The following is a 23,875-nucleotide window of genomic DNA, read 5'->3' as shown; positions in this document are numbered from 1 at the left end:
GAAGAAGCCAGCGTGGAGATTGGATGGGACGAATTATCGCACGGGGCTCCGTCCTCGCGCCCTGCCACCGGCGCTCGAGGCCGCGGCGCTCACCGTGCCTGCGCGAGACGCGTCGGACGCGGCGGCGCCTTCGTCGCAATCGGATGGTCACGAAACGCCCGGACCGAAGCGGGCAACTCGCGGCCGGCCATCGTCTGCGCCTGGATGTTGGCCGACGCAGCTGCGCATTGCCCAGCGGAATCATGACAGACACGTCGTCGCGATAGCTTCGCAGATTGCGTCGTGGTTTGCCTTTTTGGCAACGCAAGGTTCGAAATACGATCATTGTGGCAACAAAAACGGCCTCTTAAAATCAATCGAACGTCAAGCGCTGCCCCGTTATGTCAACAAGGCGCGCCCGCTTCGCCCGTTTTTCACCGGAGACTGTCTTGAGCCGCACCCACGCCATCGACCACGCGACACAGCATTTCGATTCAGGCGCCTTCCTCGCCGACCTCAACCGCCGCGTCGGCGTACACACCGAGAGTCAGGAAGCGGATCGCGCCGCCGTTCTGCACGCGTACCTGAGCGACGAAATCGTGCCCGCGGCCCGGCAACTTGGTTTTGATACGCGCATCGTCGATAACCCCGTCGAAGGTTTTGGGCCCTTTCTGCTGGCGACGCGCCACGAAGCGGACCACCTGCCGACGGTGCTCATCTATGGTCACGGCGACGTCGTTCGCGGCTACGACAGCCAGTGGCGCGAGTCGTTGACGCCGTGGGCGGTCGTGGTCGATGGCGACCGCTGGTATGGCCGCGGCACGGCGGACAACAAGGGCCAGCACTCGATCAATCTCGCGGCGCTGGGTAGCGTGCTGGCCGCGCGCGAGGGCAGGCTCGGCTTCAACGCGAAACTGCTGATCGAGATGGGCGAAGAAACGGGTTCGCCCGGACTCAACGAGATCTGCCAGCGTTTCAGCGACGAACTCGCCGCCGATGTGCTGATCGCCTCCGACGGCCCGCGCCTCGCCGCGACACGTCCGACCGTCTTTCTCGGCTCGCGCGGGGCGGTCAATTTCAGGCTCGCACTGAACCTGCGCGACGGCGCGCATCACTCCGGCAACTGGGGCGGCCTGCTGCGCAATCCCGCAACGGTGCTCGCCAATGCGCTCGCGAGTCTTGTCGATGCGCGCGGCGTGATTGCCGTCGATGGCCTGCGTCCGCCGCCGATCCCGGACGCCGTGCGCCGGGCGCTCGCCGACATCACCGTCGGCGGCGGCCCGAACGATCCGGCCGTCGACGACAACTGGGGCGAGCCCGGCCTCACGCCCGCCGAACGCGTGTTCGGCTGGAACAGTTTCGAAGTGCTCGCGATGAAGGCGGGCAACCCCGAGAACCCGGTGAACGCGATTCCGTCCGGCGCGTTTGCGCACTGCCAGTTGCGCTTCGTGGTCGGTACCGACTGGGAGCATCTCGAAGCGCATCTGCGCGCGCACCTCGACTCGCACGGCTTCACGATGGTCGAAGTGAGCGTCGAGCGCGGCGCCCCGGCGACGCGTCTGAACCCCGACGATCCGTGGGTCACGTGGGCGATCGCTTCCCTCGAACGCACCACCGGCAAGAAAACGGCCGTGCTGCCTAACCTCGGCGGCACGCTGCCCAACGAGGTGTTCGCCCACACCCTCGGTCTGCCGACCATCTGGGTCCCGCACTCCTACCCGGCCTGTTCGCAGCACGCACCGAACGAGCATCTGCTTGGCAGCGTCGCGCGCGAAGGATTGCAGATCATGGCCGGTCTGTTCTGGGATCTGGGCGAAAGCGCGCCCCATTCCGGCACTGCCTGACCACCCCTCCCGCGCCTCCCGGCGGACGCATCGCGCGATCGTCCGCCGGACCTGGCTGACGTTCTGGTCGGTGCTCGGCCTGATTGCACTGTATTCAGTGTGGTCGGCGTTGAAAATCCGCTGAAGGCGATGAACAAGGTTCGCCCATAAAAAACAGGCTGCCGCCGGAGAAACCGGGGCAGCCTGTTTGCGATACCAGCGATACCAGCCAGATGAATCAGAAACCAGTACGGCCTACGGAGCCGGATTCGGCTGCCGTTCGTGCAATGCGTCGATTTCCGCGAGCGCTTCCGGCGACAGCTTGACGTCGGCGCTTGCGATGTTTTCCTTCAGCTGATCGAGCGACGTCGCGCCGATCAGGTTGCTCGTCAGGAAGGGCCGGCTGTTGACGAATGCGAGCGCGAACTGCGCCGGCGACAGGCCATGGCGTTTCGCGAGCTCGACGTAACGCGTGGTCGCCTGCACCGACTGCGGCTTGCTGTAGCGCTGGAAGCGTTCGAACAGCGTGATGCGCGCGCCGGCCGGACGCGCGCCGCCTTCGTACTTGCCCGACAGCCAGCCGAACGCGAGCGGCGAGTACGCGAGGAGCCCCACGCCTTCGCGATGCGTGAACTCGGACAGGCCGGTCTCGAAGGTGCGGTTCAACAGGCTATACGGATTCTGGATGCTGACGATGCGCGGCAGCCCCAGCTTCTCCGACGCGCGCAGGAACTGCGCGACGCCCCACGGCGTTTCGTTCGACACGCCGATATGCCGAACCTTGCCTTCCTTCACGAACTCTGCGAGCACCGACAGCGTCTCTTCGATCGGCACCGTGTACGCATCGTCGATCCAGGGGTAGGCAGGACGACCGAACGTCATCGTGCTGCGGTCCGGCCAGTGCAGCTGGTACAGATCGACGTAATCCGTCTGCAGGCGCTTGAGGCTGTCGTTGAGCGCTTCGGTGAGGTTCTTGCGATCGAACTGGTTGCCTTCGCCGCGAATGTGCCGCGGATTGTGCGGCTGGCGCGCCGGGCCGGCGATCTTGGTGGCGAGCACGATTTTTTCGCGCGCGCTGCCATGCTGGGCGAGCCACGTGCCGATGTAACGTTCGGTCGAGCCCTGCGTCTCAGGACGCGGCGGCACCGGATACATCTCCGCCGCGTCGATCAGGTTGACGCCGTGGTCCAGCGCGTAGTCGATCTGCGCATGCGCTTCGCTTTCGGTGTTCTGCTCGCCCCACGTCATCGTGCCGAGGCCGATTACGCTGACCTGTACATCGGTTGCGCCGAGTCTGCGGTATTCCATCGAACTGTTCCTGTTGTTTGAGTGAACGGAAAACGCTGACGTTACCACGCCGGCGCGACCCGTGCAGGGCCGCTAGAATGACCCACCTGCGCGGCGCACGCGGATGCGCCACCCTTCCTCTGGAGAGTCATGCAGATGTCAGGTTCCTCGCCCGCTGCCACGCGCCCAGGTGATCCATCATTGATCGTCATGCTGGTGGCAGCGGCGTTCTTCATGGAAAACCTCGACGGCACCATCATCGCCACCGCGCTACCGCAGATGGCGCGCTCGTTCAACGTGCATGCGGTCGATCTCAGCATCGGCATCACGTCCTATCTGCTGACGCTCGCCGTCTTCATTCCGATCAGCGGCTGGGCCGCCGACCGCTTCGGCGTGCGCAACGTGTTCACGGCGGCGCTCGCGGTGTTCACGGCGTCGTCGGTGGTGTGCGGGATGACCAACGGGCTGGTTGAATTCACCGCGGCGCGCATCGTCCAGGGCATCGGCGGGGCGATGATGGTGCCGGTGGGACGCCTCGCGGTCCTGCGCGCGACGCGCAAGGAAGACCTGATGCGCGCGATCTCGATCATCACGTGGCCAGGCCTCGTCGCGCCGGTGATCGGGCCGCCTCTCGGCGGGCTCATCACAACGTACTCTTCGTGGCGGTGGATCTTCTGGCTGAACCTGCCGCTCGGCCTGATCGGGCTCCTTCTCGCGTGGCGCTTTATCGGCAACGAGCGTGACGCAGACAAGCGCCCGTTCGACGCGTTGGGCTTCGTGCTGTCGGGCATCGCCTGCACGGCGGTGATGTATGGGATGGAACTGACCGGCCGCGCCGATGCACCGTGGATTCAGGTACTGGCCTGTCTCGCGGTCGGGATCGCGGCAGGCGTGGCCGCGCTCGTCCATCTGCGACGCGCGCCGTATCCAGTCGTCGATCTCTCCGCGTTCAAGGTGAAAACGTTCGCCGTTGCGATGGGCGGAGGGTCCCTCTTTCGCGTATCGATCAGCGCCGTGCCATTTCTTCTGCCGCTGATGTTTCAGGTCGGCTACGGCATGAACGCCTTCCGCTCCGGCTTGCTGACACTCGCAGTGTTCGCCGGCAATCTCGCGATGAAGCTCGTCACGACGCCCGTGATGCGGCACTTCGGCTTTCGCTCGGTGCTGCTCGTGAATGGCGCGTTTGCCGCGCTGTCGCTGGCGGCGATGAGCCTGCTCACCCCCTCGACGCCGGCCTTCTGGATCGTCGCCGTGCTGTTCGTCAGCGGTCTCGCGCGGTCGCTGCAATTTACCGCCATCAATACGCTCAGCTTTGCCGATGTGCCGAAGCCGCAGATGAGCGGCGCCTCGACGCTATCGAGCACGCTCGGCCAGATGACGATGGGCATGGGCGTTGCGTTCGGCGCGATCGCATTGCGGGTGGCGGCGTGGGCGCACGGGCACGAAGCGCAGTCGGTGACGGCCGCCGACTTCAGCCTCGCCTTCCTGTTTGTCGCGGCCTTGGGAGGCGCCGCGCTCCTCGATGTGATCAAGCTCGACCGGCACGCAGGCGCACACGTCAGCGGACATGGCAGAAGCGAGGCGTAACCCGCCGGGCACGCCGATTGCTGAGTGTTGACGCCACCGCACCCGCGAAGGGTGCAAAGCGCGCGAGGCGAGAGACCGCTCCGATCTCAACCGACGATCCAGGCACTGGAATAGTTGCCATAGCCAGGGAAAACTGCGCGACGGCTTCAATGTGCAGACAGAGTAAGGAAGGCCATCATGGAAAAGTTCAACCAGACTGTTTCAGACAGGGCATTCGCGTCGAGCGCAGCGCTGTCGATCATCGTGCTGGCGATCGGAGCGCTGTTGCCTGGCGCCGCCCGCGCCGACGACACGCCGAGTCCATGCGCCGCACTCAAACGGATTGTTGCAGCGGCCCCCGACGGATTTACGTCGCTACGCCCGGACGACAGCAAGAACGTGGCTCAGCCCTATGGCGATGACACACAGTGCAGCGCCAGCCACGCCAGCTATCAATGTCTGTGGACGCCGCATCACGACGCGGGCTCCACCGAGGATGCGCTGCAGGCCGTCGCGGCCGATATCGCGTCGTGTCTGCCGGACGCGACACACGACCAGAATTCGCCGGCCCGCCAGCACTTCTATCTCGGCGCACGCGACCAGCGCACGCAGATCACCGCGACGACCGCGGGCGCGAACAAGCTCAAACTGGTGGTGTCGGGAAAATAACGCGCGTGTGATCAGGGCGCCGGGGGGCGCAGGCTGGCTTTCCTAGCGGCGCACGAGCGCGACGACGTACACGCAGGGCTCCGACCCGGGGTTGAAGAACTCACAGTCCGCTGGCGCGCCCAGTTGCAGACAGTCGCCTGCATTCAGTTGATGGGTCTGCGAGCCTTCGCGAAACGTCAGCGTTCCGCGTGTGACCCAGATCTGCTGATGCTGAAACACGAAAGCATCCGACGGATACGGCACGCGCACGCCAGCCGGCAACTCGATCTCGAGCAACTCCAGCACACCGCCCGTCGCGGGCGATACCCGGCGACGCGTATAACCCGTTTCCGGATCGCGCCATAGCACCTGCTGCTCGCGGCGCGCGAGTCGCTCGCCGGTCTGCTCGGCGAGCGCCAGAAGCGTCGACAGCGCCAAGCCGAAAGCACCCGACAGCCGGCCGAGCACCGTCGCGGTCGGACTCGCTTCGCCGCGCTCGATCTTGCTGATCATCGCCTTCGACACGCCGGAGCGATCCGCGAGTTCGCTCAGCGACCAGTTCCGGGCCTCGCGCTCGATCTTCACGCGGGAGGAAATCGCAAGGCTCAGATCGATCGACGCGGAATCGGACATGGGAGAAAGAGGATGGACGGGAGCGGTTTTTGCCGCCACGCATTATACCGGCGGCCTGTTCGGGACCCGGCCGCCGTCAGGCCAGCCTGGGATCCGGCGAATTCATTCAGTTTGCTGCAGGTCGCGGCTTCACACAACGTCTTGCATAGTGTTTTTTTGTCCACTATATTGAACGAACGATCAAATGCAGTCAGGTCGTGCGAGCGCCCCGCAACATCTACCGGAACACGCCATGCCGAAGGAAATCCTCCTCAACGCTTTTGACATGAACTGTGTCGGGCACATCCAGCAGGGGTTATGGACGCACCCGCGCGATCGCTCGGACCGCTACACCGATCTGCAATACTGGACCGATTACGCACGCACACTGGAGGCCGGTCTTTTCGACGGCATTTTCTTCGCCGATGTGGTGGGTGTCTACGATGTCTACGGCGGCAGCCCGGATGCCGCGATCCGCGGCGGCGTGCAGGTGCCGGTCAACGACCCGACCCTGCTGATTCCAGCGATGGCCGCCGTAACGCGTCATCTGTCGTTCGGCGTGACGTGCAATCTCACCGTCGAGCAGCCGTTCCTGTTCGCGCGCCGCATGTCGACGCTCGATCATCTGACACGTGGACGTATCGGCTGGAACATCGTCACCGGCTACCTGGATAGCGCCTCGCGCGCGATCGGCCTCACGGGCCAGATGGCGCACGACGACCGCTACGACCTCGCCGACGAGTACATGCAACTCGTCTACAAACTGTGGGAATGCAGCTGGGAGGACGGTGCCGTGTTGCGCGACAAGGCACAGGGCATCTACGCGGATCCTGCCAGGGTCCATGTGATTCATCACCATGGCAAACAATATCGCGTCGACGCCATGCATTTGAGCGAACCTTCGCCGCAACGCACGCCGGTGCTCTATCAGGCCGGGTCGTCGACGCGCGGAAAGCAGTTCGCTGCGGCCCATGCCGAATGCGTGTTCGTCAACGGCCAGGCAAAACCCGCCGTGAAAGTCATCGTCGACGACATTCGGGCAGAAGCCGTCGCGCGCGGCCGCAGCGCAGACGACATCAAGGTCTTCCTCGGCCAGACGGTGATTACCGGCCGTACCGACGCCGAAGCCCGGGAAAAATACGCCGAGTACCAGCGCTACGTGAATTCCGAAGCGGCGCTCGTCCACGCAGCGGCCTCTCTCGGCATCGACTTCGCCCGCTACGACCTCGACGAGCCGATCGAATCCGGCAAGAGTCAGGCAATCGTGTCGAACGTCGAAGCGATGACTCGCGCGGCCGGCCCGAAGTGGACGAAGCGCAAACTGCTCGAACAGATGGTGCTTGGTAGCCGCCAGGCGCCGCTCGTCGGCGCGGGCGAACGCGTCGCCGACGAACTCATCGCCTGGAGCACCGAAGCGGGCGTCGACGGTTTCAATCTGTCGCGTACGGTCGCGCCCGAATGCTTCGAGGATTTCATCGAGCTTGTGGTGCCGATCCTGCAGGAGCGCGGCGCCTACAAGCGTGCGTATCGCGAAGGCAGCCTGCGCGAAAAGCTGTTCGGTCACGCCCGTCTGCCGGCCAGCCACACGGCTGCGCAGTTCCGCGCACCCTCATGTGCGGCAGCGCCAGCCGACCCAACCTGCTGACGCACCAGGCGGCAAGCCGGTAGCACTACGATCTTTTTCGCAGAGAGTCTTATGGTCGACAAAGCCACCTTCCGCGACGCGATGGCCGGACTGGGCGCCGCCGTCAACATCATCACCAGCGATGGCGAAGCCGGACGCGCCGGCTGTACGGCGTCGGCCGTCTGCGGCGTGACGGATGAGCCGCCTACCCTGCTCGTCTGCATCAATCGCAGCAGCCGCAACAACGCGGCGTTCCGCGACAACGGTCGCCTGTGCATCAACGTGCTGAGTGCGGAACAGCAGATGCTCGCCGCGAAGTTCGCCACGTCTGCGCTGTCCATGGAAGGACGTTTCGCGGCTGCGCAGTGGGACACGCTCGTCACCGGGGCGCCGGCGCTGCACGGCGCGGTCGCATCGCTCGACTGTGAGATCGAATCCGTCACCGAGGTCGGTACGCATACGGTGTTCTTCTGTGCGGTGAAGGCAGCGAGAACCTGCGACGGCTGCGATGCACTGATCTACTACGGGCGTCACTACCATCGCGTTGGCGCTCTGTCCGCGCATGTCGCCTGACCCCGGCTCCTGGCACGTGACGACCTCTCCTCCCAGCCTCGCCCAACCCGCCAGTACGAAGCGGGGCAAGACGCGCTCGATCGTCATCCTGCTGCTGTGCCAGGTGGGCGCGATGAGCGTGTGGTTCTCATCGTCGGCGGTCGTCGCGATTGTCAAGCAGGTGCAGGGTATCTCCGCGCTGCAGGCAACCTTGCTGACGAGCGCGGTCCAGGCCGGCTTCGTCGCCGGCACGATTACAAGCGCGCTGCTGTCGCTCGCGGATCGCTACGATCCCCGGCGGCTCTTCATGACGAGCGCGCTGGTCGCGGGCAGCGCAACCGCCTGCCTCGCGTTCATCGAACCGGCGGGCGTGGCCGCGATCGCGTTGCGCTTTCTGACCGGCATGTGCATGGCGGGCGTCTATCCGGTCGGCATGCGCCTCGCCGCCACGTGGGCGAACCGCGATCTCGGCCTGTTGATCGGCCTCCTGGTCGGTGCGCTGACGTTCGGCTCGGCAAGCCCGCATCTGCTTGCGGCGCTCGGCGGATCGAGCTGGCGCGCGATCTATGCGATAGCCGCGCTCTGCGCCCTCCTCGCCGGTATTGCGATCCTGCTCTGCGATGTCGGGCCCAACATGGCCCGTGCGACGCGCATCCAGTGGTCGGCGCTGGCCGGCGCATGGCGCAACCCTGCGCTGCGGCTCGCGAACCTCGGTTACCTCGGTCACATGTGGGAGTTGTATGCGATGTGGGCATGGCTCGCCGTGTTCCTGCAGACGAGCTTCGCAGCGGCCGGCATCAGTCACGCGCGACAGGCGGCCGAATGGCTGACGTTCGCCGCGGTGGCGGCGGGCGCGCTCGGCGCGTGGCTCGGCGGTGTGCTGGCAGACCGTGTCGGCCGCACGACGGTCACGATCGGCGCAATGGCCGTGAGCGGCGCATGCGCGGCCGTGATGGGCTGGCTTCTGGGCGCGCCGGTATGGCTCGTCGCGTGTGTTGCGCTGGTGTGGGGCGTGTCGGTGATTGCTGATTCGGCACAGTTCTCGGCGAGCATCGCAGAACTCGCCGAGCCCGCGTCGATCGGCACGCTGCTTACCGCGCAAACCTGTGCGGGCTTTCTGCTCACGCTCGTCAGCATTCATCTCGTGCCCGACGTCGTGGCGTTCGCCGGCTGGCCCGGCGCGTTCAGCATGCTCGCGGCCGGCCCGTTCCTTGGCTGTATCGCCATGGCGCGCCTGCGGCGTCATCCCGATGCGCGACGGCTGGCGGGCGGCAAGGGCTAGTTCAAGGCACTTCGGTTGCCGCGATGGGGATTGAGCCTGCGCGCATGCCCGCGCCGACCACATGCATCGCCCCACGGCTCAGGCGCCGTGCACCGTCACCTCTTCGAGACGCTTGCGCAACTGCTCCGCGTTCCTGATACCCGGCAAACGCCGCACCGGATGAGCCGCGTCGCTCGTCTTCAGGATAACCGAGCCAGTACCGAAGATTCGCTGCCACCACGGATGAACCGTCGTCACGCCCCGGATAAGCGAAAGATCCAGGCTCGACACGCGCCGACGCAGAATTCCTTGTGTCCAGGTGATGCGTTCGGTGTCGATGACGATCTCGGTGAGCGCCGTCTTGAGGAACGGCAACCCGACACCGATCATGACGGCCGCTGCCTGGATCAGCACGAGACGCCACTGGAACGGGAATTCGTCCGACGCATAAAGATGGATCGCGCCAACCAGCGCGATGACCACGCCGCCTTTCAGAAACGCCGGAATATTGATGACCTGAGAAGGCGCACCGCTGAAAATCACCTGCCTCGCCATCACACTTGTCCTTTCATTGATCAATTGCCCTGCTCTTCGGTCGGGAACGGCAGTTCCGCCTGCGCCGGTTGCGGCGCGACGGGTTCGCTGCCGACGGGTGTCAACGCACTGACACGCACGCCGAGGAGCCGCAGCCGCCGGTTCAGCGGGACGCGTTTGAGACATTCTGTTGCGGCGCGGCGAATCTCGACTGCATCGGCCGTTTGCACGGGAATGGTCAGATCGCGCGTCACCGTTCTGAAGTCGTCATAACGCAGCTTGATACCGACGGTGCGGCCAGTATAGCCCTTGCGCCGAAGGTCGTCCGCTACTCGCACGCACAGGCCTGTGAACGCCGCGGACAGCGCCGCGCGATCGTGGCGCGGATGCAGGTCGCGCTCGAAGGTGGTCTCCCGGCTCATCGACTTGGGTTCGGAACTCACCACCACCGGACGTTCGTCGAAACCCTGCGACACCTCGGCAAGCCACGCGGAATAGCTCCGGCCGAAATGCGTCTGCAGCAGCCCCAGGTCCGCGCTCGCCAGATCGCCGACGGTGACGATGCCAAGCGCGGCCAGTTTTTCATTCGCCTTCGGCCCGATGCCGTTCACCTTGCGCGCCGGCAGCGGCCAGATCCGTCCCGGCACGTCTGCCATCGTCAGGATGGTGAGACCGTCGGGCTTGTCCAGTTCGGAGCCGATCTTCGCCAGCAGCTTGTTGGGCGCGATGCAGATCGAGCAGGTCAAGCCAGTGGCGTCACGCACTGCCTGCTTGATTTTTGCGCCAATGTCGGCGGGCTCGCCGGGGACATCGGTGAGATCGATGTAGATTTCGTCGATGCCGCGGTCTTCGATCTGCGACGTGAATGTCGCCACCGCGGTCTTGAAGAGGCGCGAGTAATGGCGGTAGGAGTCGAAATCGGTGGGCAGCAGGACGGCGTCGGGTGCGAGTTGCGCCGCCTTCATCATCCCCATCGCCGAAAACACGCCGAGCGCGCGGGCCTCGTAGGTGGAGGTCGTGACAACGCCGCGGCCGGCGTAATCACGCAGCCGCCGGAAGTGTCGGGTGCCGTCGTCGAGCGTTTCGGGCGCGGCATTGCGGCCGCCGCCGATCACCACCGGCTGGCCTCTTAGTTCGGGATACCGCAGCAGCTCGACGGACGCATAAAACGCGTCCATGTCCAGGTGAGCGATGCGGCGCATTGCTGGATTCATCGTCCCGATATCGTAAACGAACTCGGGCTGCCGGGCGTCAGGCGTGGGGTGAAGTCTCCCTCCAGCCGCAACCGGCCCGACTAGCGATGACTGCCCGCCTCGCTGTCGAGGTGCGCCATCTGCGCTGCCGCGTAACGCTCACCCGCCGCGGCGCCCTTTGGCACCGCCTGCGCGATCGCAGCCAGATCGGCATCGCTCAACGCGACATCCAGCGACCCAAGCGCTTCGGCGAGCCGGTCGCGACGGCGCGCGCCGACCAGCGGCACGATGTCGTCACCCTGCGCCGACACCCACGCAATCGCGATCTGCGCGACCGACACGCCCTTCGCGTCAGCGATCTTGCGCAGCGCCTCGACGAGCGCCAGATTCCGCTCGACGTTCTCGCCCTGGAAGCGGGGGCTAAAGGCCCGGAAATCGCCTGTGCCGGCCGCGTCCTTTTGCCAGTGCCCGCTGATGAGACCGCGCGACAGCACGCCATACGCAGTCACGCCGATGCCCAGTTCACGGCATGTCGACAGAATGCCGTCTTCGATGCCGCGCGAAATCAACGAGTATTCGATCTGCAGATCGCTGATGGGATGCACGGCCGCGGCGCGCCGGATCGTCTCCGAGCCCACTTCCGACAAGCCGATGTTTCGCACATAGCCCGCCTTGACCATGTCCGCAATCGCGCCGACGGTGTCTTCGACCGGCACATTGGGATCCAGCCGTGCAGAGCGATAGATATCAATGTGATCGACACCCAGTCGCTGCAGCGAGTACGCGAGGAAATTCTTCACCGCTTCGGGACGGGCGTCGTACAGCGCCGACCAGCCCCCCGCCGGATCACGCAACGCGCCAAACTTGACGCTGATGAGCGCAGCGTCGCGGCGCGACGGCGGCGCGCTCTTCAACGCCTCCCCGATCAGCATCTCGTTGTGCCCGGAACCGTAGAAGTCGCCCGTGTCGAGCAGCGTCACACCCGCTTCGAGCGCCGCGTGAATCGTGGCGATGCTTTCGGCACGATCCGACGGCCCGTACATGCCTGACATACCCATGCAGCCGAGGCCGATCGCCGACGTTTGCGGCCCGGTCTTGCCCAGTCGAAGTTGCTTCATGTGATACCTCGTTCATCATGCCGCACGCGGGATGGCAGGCGGTCGAGAAGGATTATGGGACTAAATACGGCGTGCGATAATCCATCTCGATCCGACCAGGCTGTACGAGAAACTGCACAATGAGCGAACCCGATCTTTCCGACCTGAGCGCATTTGTCGCTGTCGCGCAGGCGCGCGGCTTTCGACAGGCGGCGGTCGTGCGCGGCGTGTCGGCTTCGTCGCTGAGCGAGGCGATCAGGCGGCTCGAGGGCCGGCTCGGCGTGCGCCTGCTCAACCGCACGACGCGCAGCGTCACGCCGACAGAGGCCGGGCAGCGTCTCTTCGACCGCCTGAGGCCCGCGTTCGGTGAAATCACCAGCGCGCTCGACGCGCTCAACAGCTTCCGCGACAGTCCAACCGGCAGACTGCGGCTCAACGTGCCCTCCATTGCGGCTCGCGAGATTCTTCCCGCGCTGCTGCCGCGCTTCCTTGCGGCGCACCCGGGCATCACGCTTGAAGTCACGACCAACGACACCTTTATCGATGTGCTTGCCGCCGGCTTCGATGCCGGCATCCGTTACGACGAGCGTATCGAGCGCGACATGATTGCCGTGCCGATCGGCCCGCGCAGACAGCATTTCATGGCCGCCGCCGCGCCAGCCTATCTCGCCGGCCGCGGCGAGCCAAAGCATCCGCGCGATCTGCTGAAGCATGCCTGCATCGGACATCGGTTCGACAGCGGCGCACTGGCAGCATGGGAGTTCGAGCGCCGGGGAGAAGTGATCAGGATCACGCCGGACGGGCCGCTGGTCGCATCGGTTATCGAACTGGAAAGGAGCGCGGCGGTGGCCGGCCTTGGCGTGATCTACACGTTCGAGGAGTTTCTGCGACCGGCCATCCAGGACGGCACGCTCGTACCGGTGCTTCAGGACTGGTGGCAGAGCTTTTCCGGGCCGTTTCTCTATTACCCGAGCCGCACGCACATGCCCGGCCCGCTCAGAGCGCTGGTGGACTTCCTGCGCGATGAGGCAAATCGAAGCTAGCTGAGGCCTCAGGCGTTGGGTGGGTTGTGCGACAGCTCGCTATCGACGAGCCTTTGACTTGCCAATGTCGTTGCCGGGCGCAAGCGCGGACGTCGATCCAGGTTGCGACTACCTTTGTTGCGAGCGTCTTGCTCACTCGAGCGAGAACGGAGCAGGCAGCGACAGGAAACCGAAACCGCAGCAGCAATGATTTGCTTCGTCAGGAACAGGCTCGGCGAGGTCTGGGCGAACGAAGCGCGAAAGCGCTGCGTGCGCCTTCTAGTGACGCCGGAAGTGGCCAGTGGCTGAATCGATGCGTGTCGCGAAATAAATCAGTGCGACGATGCCTATCGGCACTGCGATGAATGTGGTGATGAGCATATCGAACCCCGTCTTACGCTTTCTTATACCGCCATCTTCCTGGGTGACACGATCGATGCCAATTGGGGTAAGCGCGTTTAGTAGAGTCCCTGATCTATGCCGGCGTCGAAGGCTCCTCCGGTCAAAAGCCAACTGGGTTCACGCCGCGCAGAAAAGCAGCGCAGGCGTACCTGATGACCCCAAACGCTCACCCGGCCAGGGACCGGGCGGCCCGAGAAACCTGCCGGCACCACAATTTCGTTGAGGAGCGATCGCGCGATCGGCGGCAAGGGTCGTTGCCAGGCCATCGGCAGACGCGGCCCGCGTTCGGCTTCCGCCGAGTGGCAGCGTCGTGATGTTCGCTCAAGTAGACACCCGTGCGCTAAGGCTCGCCGATCCGCATGTGAGCCGTTACGATTTGCTCGACAACCGTCGAACACGATCAGCCTCTCGAGCTTTTTTACTCGGCAATGACCGCTTTCGCTGCCGCTATCAGGCTTCTTTGCGACATGCTTCCCATGATTTTCAGTTCTCCCTCGCTGAAGTCCTCACAATTTAATTTGCATTACTCATCTATATTTCGACCATTGATAATCGAAAATCCAAACGACTGCGACAGGCTTTCTGCAGAGCCTCTCGTGGACGTCAGGACCCCAACGATCATATCGACAAAGGAAAGGCAATGAATGCCTGCATAAGCGGGCAAGCTTCAAATGGGGCGTCGCAACGAATCACCGCGAAGCGGCAAAGCCACCGCTACGCTTGCGAATGTGCCCCGCATGTGACCCGTAAGTCATACAGCGACAGCATGACGACGCAAGGTCAAGGCCGCTAACGCGACAACATAGATACAAAAATTTGATTTGCCGCTCCAGAATTCACTATGCGAAATAGCGAGTGGAACGTAAGTAACTGAGGAAAAAGGACTTTCTGGGGTGGCTGATGGGACTCGAACCCACGACGACAGGAATCACAATCCTGGACTCTACCAACTGAGCTACAGCCACCACTGATACAACTTTTGACTACATCTGGCTCGCCGTGAACTGGCTAACCGATCAAGAAGCGAGATTATACAAACATGAATTACGTTTGCCTAGCCCTTTATTCAAACATTTCGACAGGCTCGCGCAGATGAGTGCGTGCTTCGTCGAAGATCGCGAGATCGGCGGCCGCGAGCTTCCTGCTATCCGACAGCACACGACGCCAGCCACGCGCACCGGCCACACCACGATAGAGACCAAGCGCATGCCGCGTGATACCGCCGAGGTAGGTTCCGCGAGCAAGCTCCGCCGCGCAGTATTCGATGAACTTCTCCTCGACCTGCTCACGGCTCAGTGCGGCATCCGGTGAACCATAGAACCGTGCATCAACGTCGGCGAGCACGTACGGGTTGTGATAAGCCTCACGCCCGAGCATCACGCCATCGACGTGCTGAAGATGCATCTCCACTTCGTCGAGCGTTTTAACGCCGCCATTGAGGATGATCTCGAGGTTCGGGAAATCGCGTTTCAGCTGATACGCGTAGTCGTACTTGAGCGGCGGGATTTCGCGATTCTCCTTCGGGCTGAGGCCTTTGAGAATCGCGTTGCGCGCATGCACGATGAACACGTCGCAGCCGGCCTCGGCAATGGTGCCGACGAAGTCGCGTACAAAGCCGTACTCTTCCACCGCGTCGACGCCGATCCGATGTTTGACTGTCACCGGCACTGACACCACGTCGCGCATCGCTTTCACACAGTCGGCGACGAGTTGCGGTTCGTTCATCAGGCATGCACCGAACGCACCGCGCTGCACGCGCTCCGACGGGCATCCGCAATTCAGGTTGATCTCGTCGTAGCCCCACTGCTCACCGAGTTTTGCCGAGCGTGCGACGTCGTCGGGTTCGCTGCCGCCTAGTTGTAGCGCGACGGGCGCTTCGCCAGGAGTGAATGCCAGATGACGTGCGACGTCGCCGTGAATCAGCGCGCCCGTCGTGACCATCTCCGTGTAAAGCCACGTGTGGCGCGACAGCATGCGATGCAACGAACGACAGTGGCGATCGGTCCAGTCCATCATGGGCGCCACGGATACGCGGCGAGGACTGGCGGAACGGGATAAAGACATGGGAACGGCCAGACGGCAGAAATCAAAGCGCAATTTTACCGCAAGCGCGTCCGCAGACCTGCCGGCATATAAGCGCCAGATCAATTTAGCCAATGTTTCGTGTCAGAACAGGGCCGGAACAGCGGAAATCCGCCTCGCATAAGACGTTCCGCGATTATTCCTGTTTGAAGAAAAGTAAATTCAAATTATGGGTACAAATTTTCGATAGTAAGGGAATACACTGACTCCATCGACGTTGAGCCGGGTTCCAAAGCAAAGCCCTTCTGCAACGTCTTCGTAACCAGAAATCAACGCTTATTGGAGTCATCATCATGAAGAGCAAGCTTATCGCCGCTGTCCTCATCGCCGCTTCCGCCTCGATCGCCGCGCCTGCATTCGCTAGCGGCTACGGCCCGGCTCCCCACTATAACCCGACCGTTGGCGCACCTGCTTCGCAGCAAGGCCAGAACGCGCAGACAGTTGCCGCAGAACGCTCGCAAGCCGGCAACGGCGAAGTTGCGTACGGTGGCGTGAACGCGTCGACGTCGCAATCTGGTAGCCGTACTGCCTCGACCGGCCCGGGTTCGGTCTACTTCGGCCGTTAATCGACGGCTGGCTGGCAACGGGAAAGCCGGGTGTCCTCCACGGGACACCCGGCTTTCAGTTTTTCCGCTCGTGGCTTCGAGGCCTCTGCCTCGCTCCAGTACGACCGCCCCGCCCGTTCGCGCGGAGCCGTGCAATCAGCCGATTAGGAGGCCGCCGTCGATCGCCTCGCGCGCCGCGCGAAGCCCGGCCTCGGCGGCCGCATGCTCGGTGGACCAGAGACCGTCGATATGCACGAGCCGCCAGCCGGCGACGACCGCGTCACCCTTCAGCACCCGAAAATGCGCCTTGACGCCCGTGAGCACCTGTTCGACCGCGACTTCGATGTCGTAATCCTTATAGCGCTCCTGGTAGTCGCCCATATCATTGCCTTTGGGCTCCATGCAGCCTCCTGACCGCTCAATCACAGCCCATTCACCGACAGATAACGCGCAACGACCCAGCGGGCGAAGCAACGCCCGTCATTCGCAACTGGCTCATCGATCGCGCAGAGGCGCAACAATCCACCCGCCAGCTGCCGGAAATTGCGGTCGCCCGACCGCGCTCACCGCGTCAGTCGCAATCGCCGGACAGGTATTTTCTGCCGTCGCAGGTGATTTCGACGCGGTCCGCACTCTGGGCTGCAACGCCAGCACGCAGCAGTTCGGCCGCAACGCCCGACGCCAGTTCAGGCGGAACCTGCCCCGCCGCTACTTCGTTCAGACGCCGCAGCGCTTCAATTGCCTCAGGACTCAAGGACTTCGACATGGCCGTCTCCGTCGTGATGCTCAATTTATCGTAGCACTTTCGTGGGACTGCGCAGTGGCGATCAGGGACAAACCTTCAATCGGTGACCGTGCGAAGGTAGCCGCGGCTCCAGAACCAGGCCGCGACGAAAATGATTTGCCGGATCCCGGATCTACCCTCAAAAGGCCTGCGGCATTGAAAGCGGTTGAGGAGGGTCGAATGAAACAGGTCAAACATGCAGCGATCAAGTGTGTGATCGCGCTATCGGTGTTCAGCCTGGCGAACGGGTGCGGGTGCGGGTTCGCGTTCGCGCAATCTGTCACCTAGCAGCAGGCGCGCAAAGACAATGGCAGGTCGATGGCGCGACAGCCGGAGACGGCATCCGGCGGCGCGCATACGGATAATCCGGACAACATGCCCATCAAGCGCCCGAACAAAGCCACCAACGACAGGATGACGCACAAGCTGCCGGCCAGCGCAGCAATCGCGAAGTAGTCCGCTACCCGCCGGCGCATCCGGCCGCGAGGCGGTGGCGCGCCTCACAGACGCGCGATCGATACCTCCGTCGACTTCACCAGCGCGACGACCTCCGCGCCGACCTTCAATTCGAGTTCGTCGACGGAGCGCGTCGTGATCACCGACGTGACGATACCGAATGGCGTATCGACATCGACTTCGGACACGACCGGTCCGCGGATGATTTCCTTGACCTTGCCTTTGAACTGATTGCGTACGTTGATTGCGGAAATGCTCATGTCGAGTGACTCCATTGGATCGATAAGAAACGGTCAGGCAAGGAACATCAGACGGCCCAACGGACCTCCGTCGGCCGCGCGAGCCGCCCCGACTCACGCACCTCATAGGCGCGATGCGACAGGGCGTCATCGTTGGGGGCGGTTTTCAGCACACGTTGCAGCACGTGATCTTCGAGCGCGGCGAATCCGGCCGACGCGCGCGCACGCGGACGCACGAGCGGCACGGGCTGGTCGAGTGCGATGCGCCCGTCTTCGATCAGCAGGATGCGGTCGCCGAGCGCGACGGCTTCGTGCACGTCATGCGTCACGAGCAGCGCGGTGAAGCGATGCTCGAGCCACAGCCGCTCGATGAGCGCATGCATTTCGATGCGCGTAAGCGCGTCGAGCGCCCCGAGCGGCTCGTCGAGCAGCAGCAGCTTCGGACGATGCACCAGCGCACGCGCCAGTGCCACGCGCTGACGCTGTCCGCCGGAAAGCTGTGCGGGCCAGTCGTTCGCGCGCTCGGCGAGGCCAACTTCCGCGAGTACGGCGCGCGCATCGCCGCGAGCGCCGCGACCCAGGCCAAGCATCACGTTCTGCAGCACGGTCTTCCACGGCAGGAGACGCGCGTCCTGAAACATGATCCGCGTGTCGAGCGGTTCGCCGCGATCGGCATGCTGTGCGAGCACGCCGGCATCCGGCGCCTCGAGTTCCGCGACGAGCCGCAGCAAAGTCGACTTCCCGCAGCCGCTACGTCCGACGATCGCCACGAAACTGCCGCGCTCGATCGACAGGTTGAAATCCGAGAGCACGGAGCGCTCGCCATACTGCTTGCCGACGCCACGCAGTTCGACCGCGTAATCCGCCTTGCGCTGCGCGTCCCGGGCAAGGGGCTGCGTTTCGACCCGTCTGCCCGAAACGCCGCTCACGTCGAGCGACCCATCGCCACGCTCGAACGCGGCAGCTTCGTCGGCGTCATGATCGCGCGTGCGCGGCTGGGCGAGTTCCGCTTCGAGATCCGCGCCGGACACACCACCGAACGACGTCGCAAATGGGATTGCACTCATGCTTTCGCTCCTCGTTGATACGCGGGATGCCAGCGCAGCGTGACGCGCTCGAGCGTCTTCGCCAGCAGGTCGGCGACCTTCCCCAGCGCGGCATAGAGCAGGATGCCGACCACCACCACATCGGTTTGCAGGAACTCGCGTGCGTTCATCGTCATATAGCCGATGCCTGACTGCGCGGAGATCGTTTCGGCAACGATCAACGTCACCCACATCAGGCCGAACGCGAACCGCACGCCGACGAGTATCGACGGCAACGCGCCCGGCAGGATCACATGCCGATATAGCGCGAGGCCCTTCACGCCGTAACTGCGCGCCATTTCGATCAGGTTCGCGTCGACGGAGCGGATGCCGTGGTAGGTATTCACATACACCGGGAAGAACACGCCGAGCGCGACGAGAAACACCTTGGCTTCCTCCTCGATTCCGAACCACAGGATCACGAGCGGGATCATCGCCAGCGCGGGGATGTTGCGGATCATCTGCACGGTCGAATCGAGCGCAACTTCGGCCGGCCTGAAGAGCCCGGTCGCAAGCCCGAGCGCGAGACCGATTCCGCCGCCGACGGCGAAACCCGACACCGCGCGCCACGTGCTCACCTTCACGTCGGCCCACATCTCGCCGGACTGGATCAGCGACCACGCGGCCTTCACGACCGCGAGCGGTTCGGGCAGCACGCGTGTCGACAGAATGCCGCTGCGCGCAGCGGCTTCCCACGCGATGAGAATCAGGAGCGGTGCGATCCACGGCGCGACGTGCGCGCCCAGTCTACGCAGGATTCCTGCGTTTACATTCGTTTGAGCCATGAAGCCTTTCCTTCCCGATGCGTTGTTCTACGCCAAGCCGATGCGCGCCGATGCGTCCTGTCAGCTCTGGCTCGCCTTTGGCAAATAGTTGTTGCCGACGATCTCGCCGAACGGTCCCGAGAGCGGACCATCCGCGATCTTGCTCCGCCGGTTCGGCAACAGCGGAAAGACGAGTTCGGCAAAGCGATACGATTCTTCGAGATGCGGATAGCCGGACAGAATGAAGGTTTCGATACCAAGGTCCGCATATTCCTTCATGCGCGCCGCGACCTGCTCCGGACTGCCGACGAGCGCCGTGCCCGCGCCGCCGCGCACGAGGCCCACGCCCGCCCACAGGTTCGGATACACCTCGAGGTCCTGGCGGCTGCCGCGCTTGCCGCCATGAAGCGCGGCCATGCGCCGCTGACCTTCCGAATCCATCTTCGCAAACGACGCCTGCGCCCGTGCAACCGTTTCGTCGTCGAGCCTGCTGATGAGCTTGTCGGCGGCGGCCCACGCTTCGTCTTCGGTTTCGCGCACGATCACATGCAGGCGGATGCCGAACCTGATCTTGCGGCCTCGTGCTTCGGCACGCGAACGGATGTCGGCGATCTTCTTCGCAACCGCTTCCGGCGGTTCACCCCACGTCAGATAGGTGTCGATATGCTCGCCTGCCATCTCGTGCGCAGCCGGCGATGAGCCGCCGAACCAGAGTGGCGGGTGCGGCTTCTGCACGCTCGGATACAGCGCCTTGCCGCCCTTCGACTTCAGGTGCTTGCCGATGAAGTCGATCGAATCGTTTGTGTGCGCCGCCGTCAACAGGTTGCGCCAGATGCGGAGGAACTCGTCGGTGATCTCGTAGCGCGTATCGTGGTCGACGAACACGCCATCGCCTTCCAGTTCAGCGGCATCACCGCCCGTCACGACGTTGATCAGCAGACGCCCGCCAGAGAGACGGTCGAAGGTTGCCGCCATGCGCGCGGACAGCCCGGGCGACGCAATCCCCGGACGGATCGCAACGAGAAACTTCAGGCGCCGCGTGACCGGAATCAGGCTCGATGCGACGACCCACGCGTCCTCGCAAGAACGACCTGTCGGCAGCAGCACGCCCTCGTAGCCGAGCGTATCGGCTGCGACGGCGATCTGCTGGAAGTAGTCGTAATCGGCCGCGCGCGCACCCTCGGAAGTACCGAGATAGCGGCTGTCGCCGTGGGTCGGGATGAACCAGAACACATTCATATGCTGCTCCTGCCTGTTCGAAACTGGATGGATCCGGTCGGGTCGACGCGTTCAGCAACGCTCGACCGTGGGCGCCCGCCTGATCAACGGGCACACGGACGAAGCGTGAGTGGACACGCGCGCGCGGCGCCTCAACTCAAGGTCGTGAAAGGCGCGGACATTACCCGGCGACAACCCTCGCAGGATAGCGAGGCGGCTGAACTGACGAAGATCGATACCTGACTGGACATCGCGACGGTTTCCCTCGACGGAACATGCGCACGCATTCGCGCACCGGATGGGCGACGGCAACACCGTCTGCATGGGGAAACAGTCTATGGACGGCCCTCAAGCTTTTGAACGATTTTTTTTAGCTTAGGTTTTCCACTTTCGTGATTAGCCCGACGCTTTAGCATACGGGCCGACGCACTCCGGAGCGGGCGTCGGCGGACTATATAATGGCGCACGTTTTCCGATAATCCGGCACGGCGGCGCTTTGCGGCCTGTGCCCCTGGCGGTTCAATGCATGCAAAAGATCATCCTGCCGTTCGTATCCGGCTTCCTCGCCTCCCTGTTCTTCCACGAATCGACGCTCGCGCTGCTGCATGCCGCGGGACTCATTGACCCAACCGGCTTTTCGACCGACCCGTTCCTGCCGCTCGGTCTGCCGACGTTCATTGCGAATGCGATCTGGAGCGCCGTATGGGCTGTGCTGATGGCGTGGTTGCTGCGCGTAGCGCCTGAGCGCCGGGCGCCGTGGATTCAGGCGTTCGTGTTCGGCGGCGTGGCGCTGACGGCTGCAAGCGTGTTTGTCGTCGATCCGCTGCGCGGCATCTGGCCGAGCGGCAACATGCTGCCCCGGCTGACCGTCGGCTTCGCGGGCAACGCGATGTGGGGCTGGGGAGCGCTCGTGTTCATGCGCGCGTTCATGGCCGCCGACGAGCATGTCTGAACGCGGCCGGGCGTGTTCTTCTCACGTCGTGGCACTGGCGGACTGAACGGCGGTCAGATTAGCCGCTCAACCCTGCCGTGTTCAGCCCTGCAGTTCGCGCAACGGATGTTCTGAAGCCTGCCACGGGCTCTCGAACATTTTCGCCACGTCTTCCTGGGTCACGTCTTCGATCCGCGCGAAGCGCCAGTGCGGACGGTTGTCCTTGTCGATGATGCGCGCGCGAATGCCTTCGATCACGTCGCCATGCCCGACACACGAGCGCGTCAGATCCAGATCGCGACGCAGACAGTCGGCCATCGAGCCTTCCCCGCGCGTGACGACTTCCAGCGAGATCGCCATCGATAGCGGCGAGCGCTCGCGCAATACCGCGATGGTCTGCTCGGCCCATTCGGCCCGCTCGGTGTCACCGCAGCCCTGCTCGTTTTCGAGCGACGCGAGAATCTGCCCGACGTCAGGCTTCGCGAAATGCCGGTCGATCATTGTCCGGGCCGCCGCGAGCGGCGACTTCTCCGGCGCATGTGCAAGCTTGTGCTCGCCCGCCTCACGCGCGACGTACGCGACAACGTCGGCGCCCAATTCGAACGACTCGCTCTTCAATCTGTCGATGAGCGCCGGCAGCGCCGCATCGCCGATGCAGGTATCGGCGAGACCGGCGTAAAGCGCGTCCGCCGCGCCAATCGTCTCGCCTGTCACGGCCAGATAGCGGCCGAGCGCGCCCGGCGTACGGGCGAGAAACCATCCTGCGCCCACATCGGGAAAGAGTCCGATGCGCGTCTCCGGCATGGCCATGCGGGTCGAACCGGTCACCACCCGCAGGCCGCCTGTACGATGCGCCCCCTGCGAAATACCCATGCCGCCGCCCATCACGACTCCGTTCATCAACGCGATGTACGGCTTGGGATATGTGAAGATTGCGTGATCAAGTGCATATTCCTCGATAAAGAACGTGTCGATCGCATCTCGCTCGCCACGCTGCGCCGCCTCATACAGGAAGCGGAGATCGCCACCCGCGCAGAACGCACGCGGATGCGGACTGCGCACGACAACGGCCAGCACGTCCGGATCCTCTCGCCAGCGTTCGAGCGCGACGTGCATCGCGCGGATCATGCCGGTTGATAGCGCATTCAGCGCGCGAGGCCTTGCGAGCTCGATGAAACCGATGTGGTTCGCGACGTAGGTGACGATTTCGTCGCTGACGGCGGTCGATTCAATGGTGGACATGGATAAGGACGCGATCGAATCGGGACAATCGGAACAACGGGAACAATGGGAACAATCGGGAACCTGAACGGTATCACGCGGGCGGCGTTTCCGGCTTCGGCGCGGCGCGGCGCGTCCGTACCCGGCCGGGCGCGGCTACCGGCACAGCAGATTCGGGCGACGCTTGCGGCGCGGGTTTTGCGTCCGCCTTGACCTCGTCGGTGGCCACGACCCTGTTCGCCGAGCCGAACCACGCATCAAACGATACGTCGACGAGCGTGCCGATTGGCGTGCGCGGAAAAACCGGACACGTGAGATTCAACGCCACGATGCCGTGCATGGTCGCCCACAGCGCTTCAGCCCAGACCGCCCCTTCCGCCGACGCCGGCAGCCGGCCTGCGGCTTTCAGTTCGTCGATTGAGTCGACCATCAGACGAAAGGAAGCGTCGCCGGCTTCGTCCGACGCATCCGCGGCCTCGATCAGCGTGGCGTTGGTATAGCTCGGATCTTCCATGAAGATGAGCCTGTAGGTTTCCGGAAGTGCGATGCCAAAGGCGACATATGCGTGGCCAAGCGCCCTCAGGCGATCCGCCGGGTCAGCGATCTGCACGAGCGGCTCGAAGCTGCGGAGCAGTTGCGCGTAACCTTCGGAACACAACGCCCGCGCGATCTCGTCACGATTCTCGAAATGCAGATACAGCGTGGCCGGTGAATATTCGATGGCGTCGGCAATCTTGCGCATCGACAGCGCAGCAAAACCCTCGCGCATCACGATGCGCCGCGCCGCATCAAGGATGCGTTCGCGCAGCGCCTGCTTCTGGCGGTTCTTTCTTTCAGCGATGCCCATGCTCTGCATTTTCAGGTTGACAAACTGAAAAGTCAAATTAAACTGAACACCGTTAATTAAACGACGTTCAGTAAATTTTTGTCCATCAGCCAGATCAGTGAAA

General features: G+C 63.7%; 23 protein-coding genes, 1 tRNA gene and 1 pseudogene. 9 read left to right on the top strand and 16 right to left on the bottom strand.

The window, feature by feature from the left end:
- Window positions 1-89 precede the first annotated feature (89 nt).
- A pseudogene (locus P3T23_RS08370) lies at window positions 90-274 on the bottom strand (LysR family transcriptional regulator); the annotation flags it as partial.
- A gap of 154 nt (window positions 275-428) precedes the next feature.
- Between P3T23_RS08370 and P3T23_RS08365 the strand changes: the two are divergent.
- Window positions 429-1,823 (top strand): M20 family metallopeptidase, encoded by a 1,395-nt coding sequence (locus tag P3T23_RS08365; protein ID WP_429315703.1) that lies wholly within the window; start codon window positions 429-431, stop codon window positions 1,821-1,823.
- 234 nt (window positions 1,824-2,057) lie between these two features.
- On the opposite strand, the gene P3T23_RS08360 is transcribed toward P3T23_RS08365, so the two are convergent.
- Entirely contained in the window at window positions 2,058-3,110 is a 1,053-nt protein-coding gene (locus P3T23_RS08360) for an NADP(H)-dependent aldo-keto reductase (RefSeq protein ID WP_429315702.1), read from the bottom strand.
- 135 nt (window positions 3,111-3,245) lie between these two features.
- Here P3T23_RS08360 and P3T23_RS08355 point away from each other — a divergent pair, with 135 nt between their 5' ends.
- Both P3T23_RS08355 and P3T23_RS08350 read left to right on the top strand, forming a co-directional pair.
- Window positions 3,246-4,676, top strand: a complete 1,431-nt coding sequence (locus tag P3T23_RS08355) for an MFS transporter (RefSeq protein ID WP_429315701.1) — start codon at window positions 3,246-3,248, stop codon at window positions 4,674-4,676.
- A 177-nt stretch (window positions 4,677-4,853) separates the two neighbouring features.
- Window positions 4,854-5,324, top strand: coding sequence for a hypothetical protein (locus P3T23_RS08350; protein ID WP_429315700.1), 471 nt, complete (start codon window positions 4,854-4,856; stop codon window positions 5,322-5,324).
- Between the two features lie 42 nt (window positions 5,325-5,366).
- Here P3T23_RS08350 and P3T23_RS08345 read toward each other — a convergent pair whose 3' ends face one another.
- The gene (locus P3T23_RS08345; protein WP_429315699.1) at window positions 5,367-5,936 is read right to left on the bottom strand and encodes a helix-turn-helix domain-containing protein; all 570 of its coding nucleotides are present in this window, start codon (window positions 5,934-5,936) and stop codon (window positions 5,367-5,369) included.
- 232 nt (window positions 5,937-6,168) lie between these two features.
- On the opposite strand from P3T23_RS08345, the gene P3T23_RS08340 reads away from it, so the two are divergent.
- The 3 genes from P3T23_RS08340 to P3T23_RS08330 are packed head-to-tail and all read left to right on the top strand — an operon-like array spanning window position 6,169 to window position 9,373.
- On the top strand, window positions 6,169-7,560 hold the full coding sequence (locus P3T23_RS08340; protein WP_429315698.1) for an LLM class flavin-dependent oxidoreductase: 1,392 nt from the start codon (window positions 6,169-6,171) through the stop codon (window positions 7,558-7,560).
- A gap of 51 nt (window positions 7,561-7,611) precedes the next feature.
- Complete coding sequence (locus tag P3T23_RS08335) at window positions 7,612-8,112, top strand: flavin reductase (RefSeq protein ID WP_429315697.1); 501 nt, start codon at window positions 7,612-7,614, stop codon at window positions 8,110-8,112.
- 16 nt (window positions 8,113-8,128) lie between these two features.
- On the top strand, window positions 8,129-9,373 hold the full coding sequence (locus P3T23_RS08330) for an MFS transporter (RefSeq protein ID WP_429315696.1): 1,245 nt from the start codon (window positions 8,129-8,131) through the stop codon (window positions 9,371-9,373).
- Window positions 9,374-9,451: 78 nt separating this feature from the next.
- On the opposite strand, the gene P3T23_RS08325 is transcribed toward P3T23_RS08330, so the two are convergent.
- The 3 genes from P3T23_RS08325 to P3T23_RS08315 form a co-directional block, all read right to left on the bottom strand.
- The gene (locus P3T23_RS08325; protein ID WP_133663451.1) at window positions 9,452-9,907 is read right to left on the bottom strand and encodes a PH domain-containing protein; all 456 of its coding nucleotides are present in this window, start codon (window positions 9,905-9,907) and stop codon (window positions 9,452-9,454) included.
- A gap of 20 nt (window positions 9,908-9,927) precedes the next feature.
- Window positions 9,928-11,100, bottom strand: coding sequence for a DNA polymerase IV (gene dinB, locus P3T23_RS08320; protein ID WP_429315695.1), 1,173 nt, complete (start codon window positions 11,098-11,100; stop codon window positions 9,928-9,930).
- 80 nt (window positions 11,101-11,180) lie between these two features.
- On the bottom strand, window positions 11,181-12,197 hold the full coding sequence (locus tag P3T23_RS08315; RefSeq protein WP_429315694.1) for an aldo/keto reductase: 1,017 nt from the start codon (window positions 12,195-12,197) through the stop codon (window positions 11,181-11,183).
- Between the two features lie 119 nt (window positions 12,198-12,316).
- Here P3T23_RS08315 and P3T23_RS08310 point away from each other — a divergent pair, with 119 nt between their 5' ends.
- Window positions 12,317-13,219, top strand: a complete 903-nt coding sequence (locus P3T23_RS08310) for a LysR substrate-binding domain-containing protein (RefSeq protein ID WP_429315693.1) — start codon at window positions 12,317-12,319, stop codon at window positions 13,217-13,219.
- 1,270 nt (window positions 13,220-14,489) lie between these two features.
- Here P3T23_RS08310 and P3T23_RS08305 read toward each other — a convergent pair.
- A tRNA-His gene (locus tag P3T23_RS08305) sits at window positions 14,490-14,565 on the bottom strand.
- 97 nt (window positions 14,566-14,662) lie between these two features.
- A complete protein-coding gene (gene dusA, locus P3T23_RS08300; RefSeq protein ID WP_429315692.1) occupies window positions 14,663-15,664 on the bottom strand; it encodes a tRNA dihydrouridine(20/20a) synthase DusA in 1,002 nt (333 codons plus the stop codon).
- A 311-nt stretch (window positions 15,665-15,975) separates the two neighbouring features.
- Here dusA and P3T23_RS08295 point away from each other — a divergent pair, with 311 nt between their 5' ends.
- A complete protein-coding gene (locus tag P3T23_RS08295) occupies window positions 15,976-16,248 on the top strand; it encodes a hypothetical protein (protein ID WP_429315691.1) in 273 nt (90 codons plus the stop codon).
- 135 nt (window positions 16,249-16,383) lie between these two features.
- Here the strand turns inward: P3T23_RS08295 and P3T23_RS08290 are convergent, their stop codons facing one another.
- From P3T23_RS08290 to ssuD, 6 genes are all read right to left on the bottom strand, one after another.
- Window positions 16,384-16,629 (bottom strand): DUF6566 family protein, encoded by a 246-nt coding sequence (locus P3T23_RS08290; protein ID WP_429315690.1) that lies wholly within the window; start codon window positions 16,627-16,629, stop codon window positions 16,384-16,386.
- 169 nt (window positions 16,630-16,798) lie between these two features.
- Window positions 16,799-16,993 carry a hypothetical protein gene (locus tag P3T23_RS08285; RefSeq protein WP_429315689.1) on the bottom strand — a complete coding sequence of 65 codons (195 nt, stop codon included), beginning with the start codon at window positions 16,991-16,993 and terminating at the stop codon, window positions 16,799-16,801.
- Between the two features lie 518 nt (window positions 16,994-17,511).
- A complete protein-coding gene (locus P3T23_RS08280) occupies window positions 17,512-17,727 on the bottom strand; it encodes a TOBE domain-containing protein (protein ID WP_117333809.1) in 216 nt (71 codons plus the stop codon).
- 47 nt (window positions 17,728-17,774) lie between these two features.
- Entirely contained in the window at window positions 17,775-18,773 is a 999-nt protein-coding gene (locus P3T23_RS08275; RefSeq protein WP_429315688.1) for an ATP-binding cassette domain-containing protein, read from the bottom strand.
- On the bottom strand, window positions 18,770-19,576 hold the full coding sequence (gene ssuC / locus P3T23_RS08270) for an aliphatic sulfonate ABC transporter permease SsuC (protein ID WP_429315687.1): 807 nt from the start codon (window positions 19,574-19,576) through the stop codon (window positions 18,770-18,772). The genes P3T23_RS08275 and ssuC overlap by 4 nt, the downstream gene beginning before the upstream one ends.
- Window positions 19,577-19,636: 60 nt before the next feature.
- Window positions 19,637-20,794 (bottom strand): FMNH2-dependent alkanesulfonate monooxygenase, encoded by a 1,158-nt coding sequence (gene ssuD, locus P3T23_RS08265; protein ID WP_429315686.1) that lies wholly within the window; start codon window positions 20,792-20,794, stop codon window positions 19,637-19,639.
- A gap of 505 nt (window positions 20,795-21,299) precedes the next feature.
- Here ssuD and P3T23_RS08260 point away from each other — a divergent pair.
- A complete protein-coding gene (locus P3T23_RS08260; RefSeq protein ID WP_429315685.1) occupies window positions 21,300-21,725 on the top strand; it encodes a hypothetical protein in 426 nt (141 codons plus the stop codon).
- 81 nt (window positions 21,726-21,806) lie between these two features.
- Here P3T23_RS08260 and P3T23_RS08255 read toward each other — a convergent pair whose 3' ends face one another.
- Complete coding sequence (locus P3T23_RS08255; RefSeq protein WP_429315684.1) at window positions 21,807-22,946, bottom strand: enoyl-CoA hydratase/isomerase family protein; 1,140 nt, start codon at window positions 22,944-22,946, stop codon at window positions 21,807-21,809.
- Window positions 22,947-23,019: 73 nt separating this feature from the next.
- Window positions 23,020-23,772 (bottom strand): TetR/AcrR family transcriptional regulator, encoded by a 753-nt coding sequence (locus tag P3T23_RS08250; protein ID WP_429315683.1) that lies wholly within the window; start codon window positions 23,770-23,772, stop codon window positions 23,020-23,022.
- Window positions 23,773-23,875: the final 103 nt, after the last annotated feature.

The sequence above is a fragment of the Paraburkholderia sp. GAS448 genome, assembly GCF_050435685.1.
Classification (GTDB): domain Bacteria; phylum Pseudomonadota; class Gammaproteobacteria; order Burkholderiales; family Burkholderiaceae; genus Paraburkholderia.
This window is presented reverse-complemented; position numbering and strand designations above follow the sequence as displayed.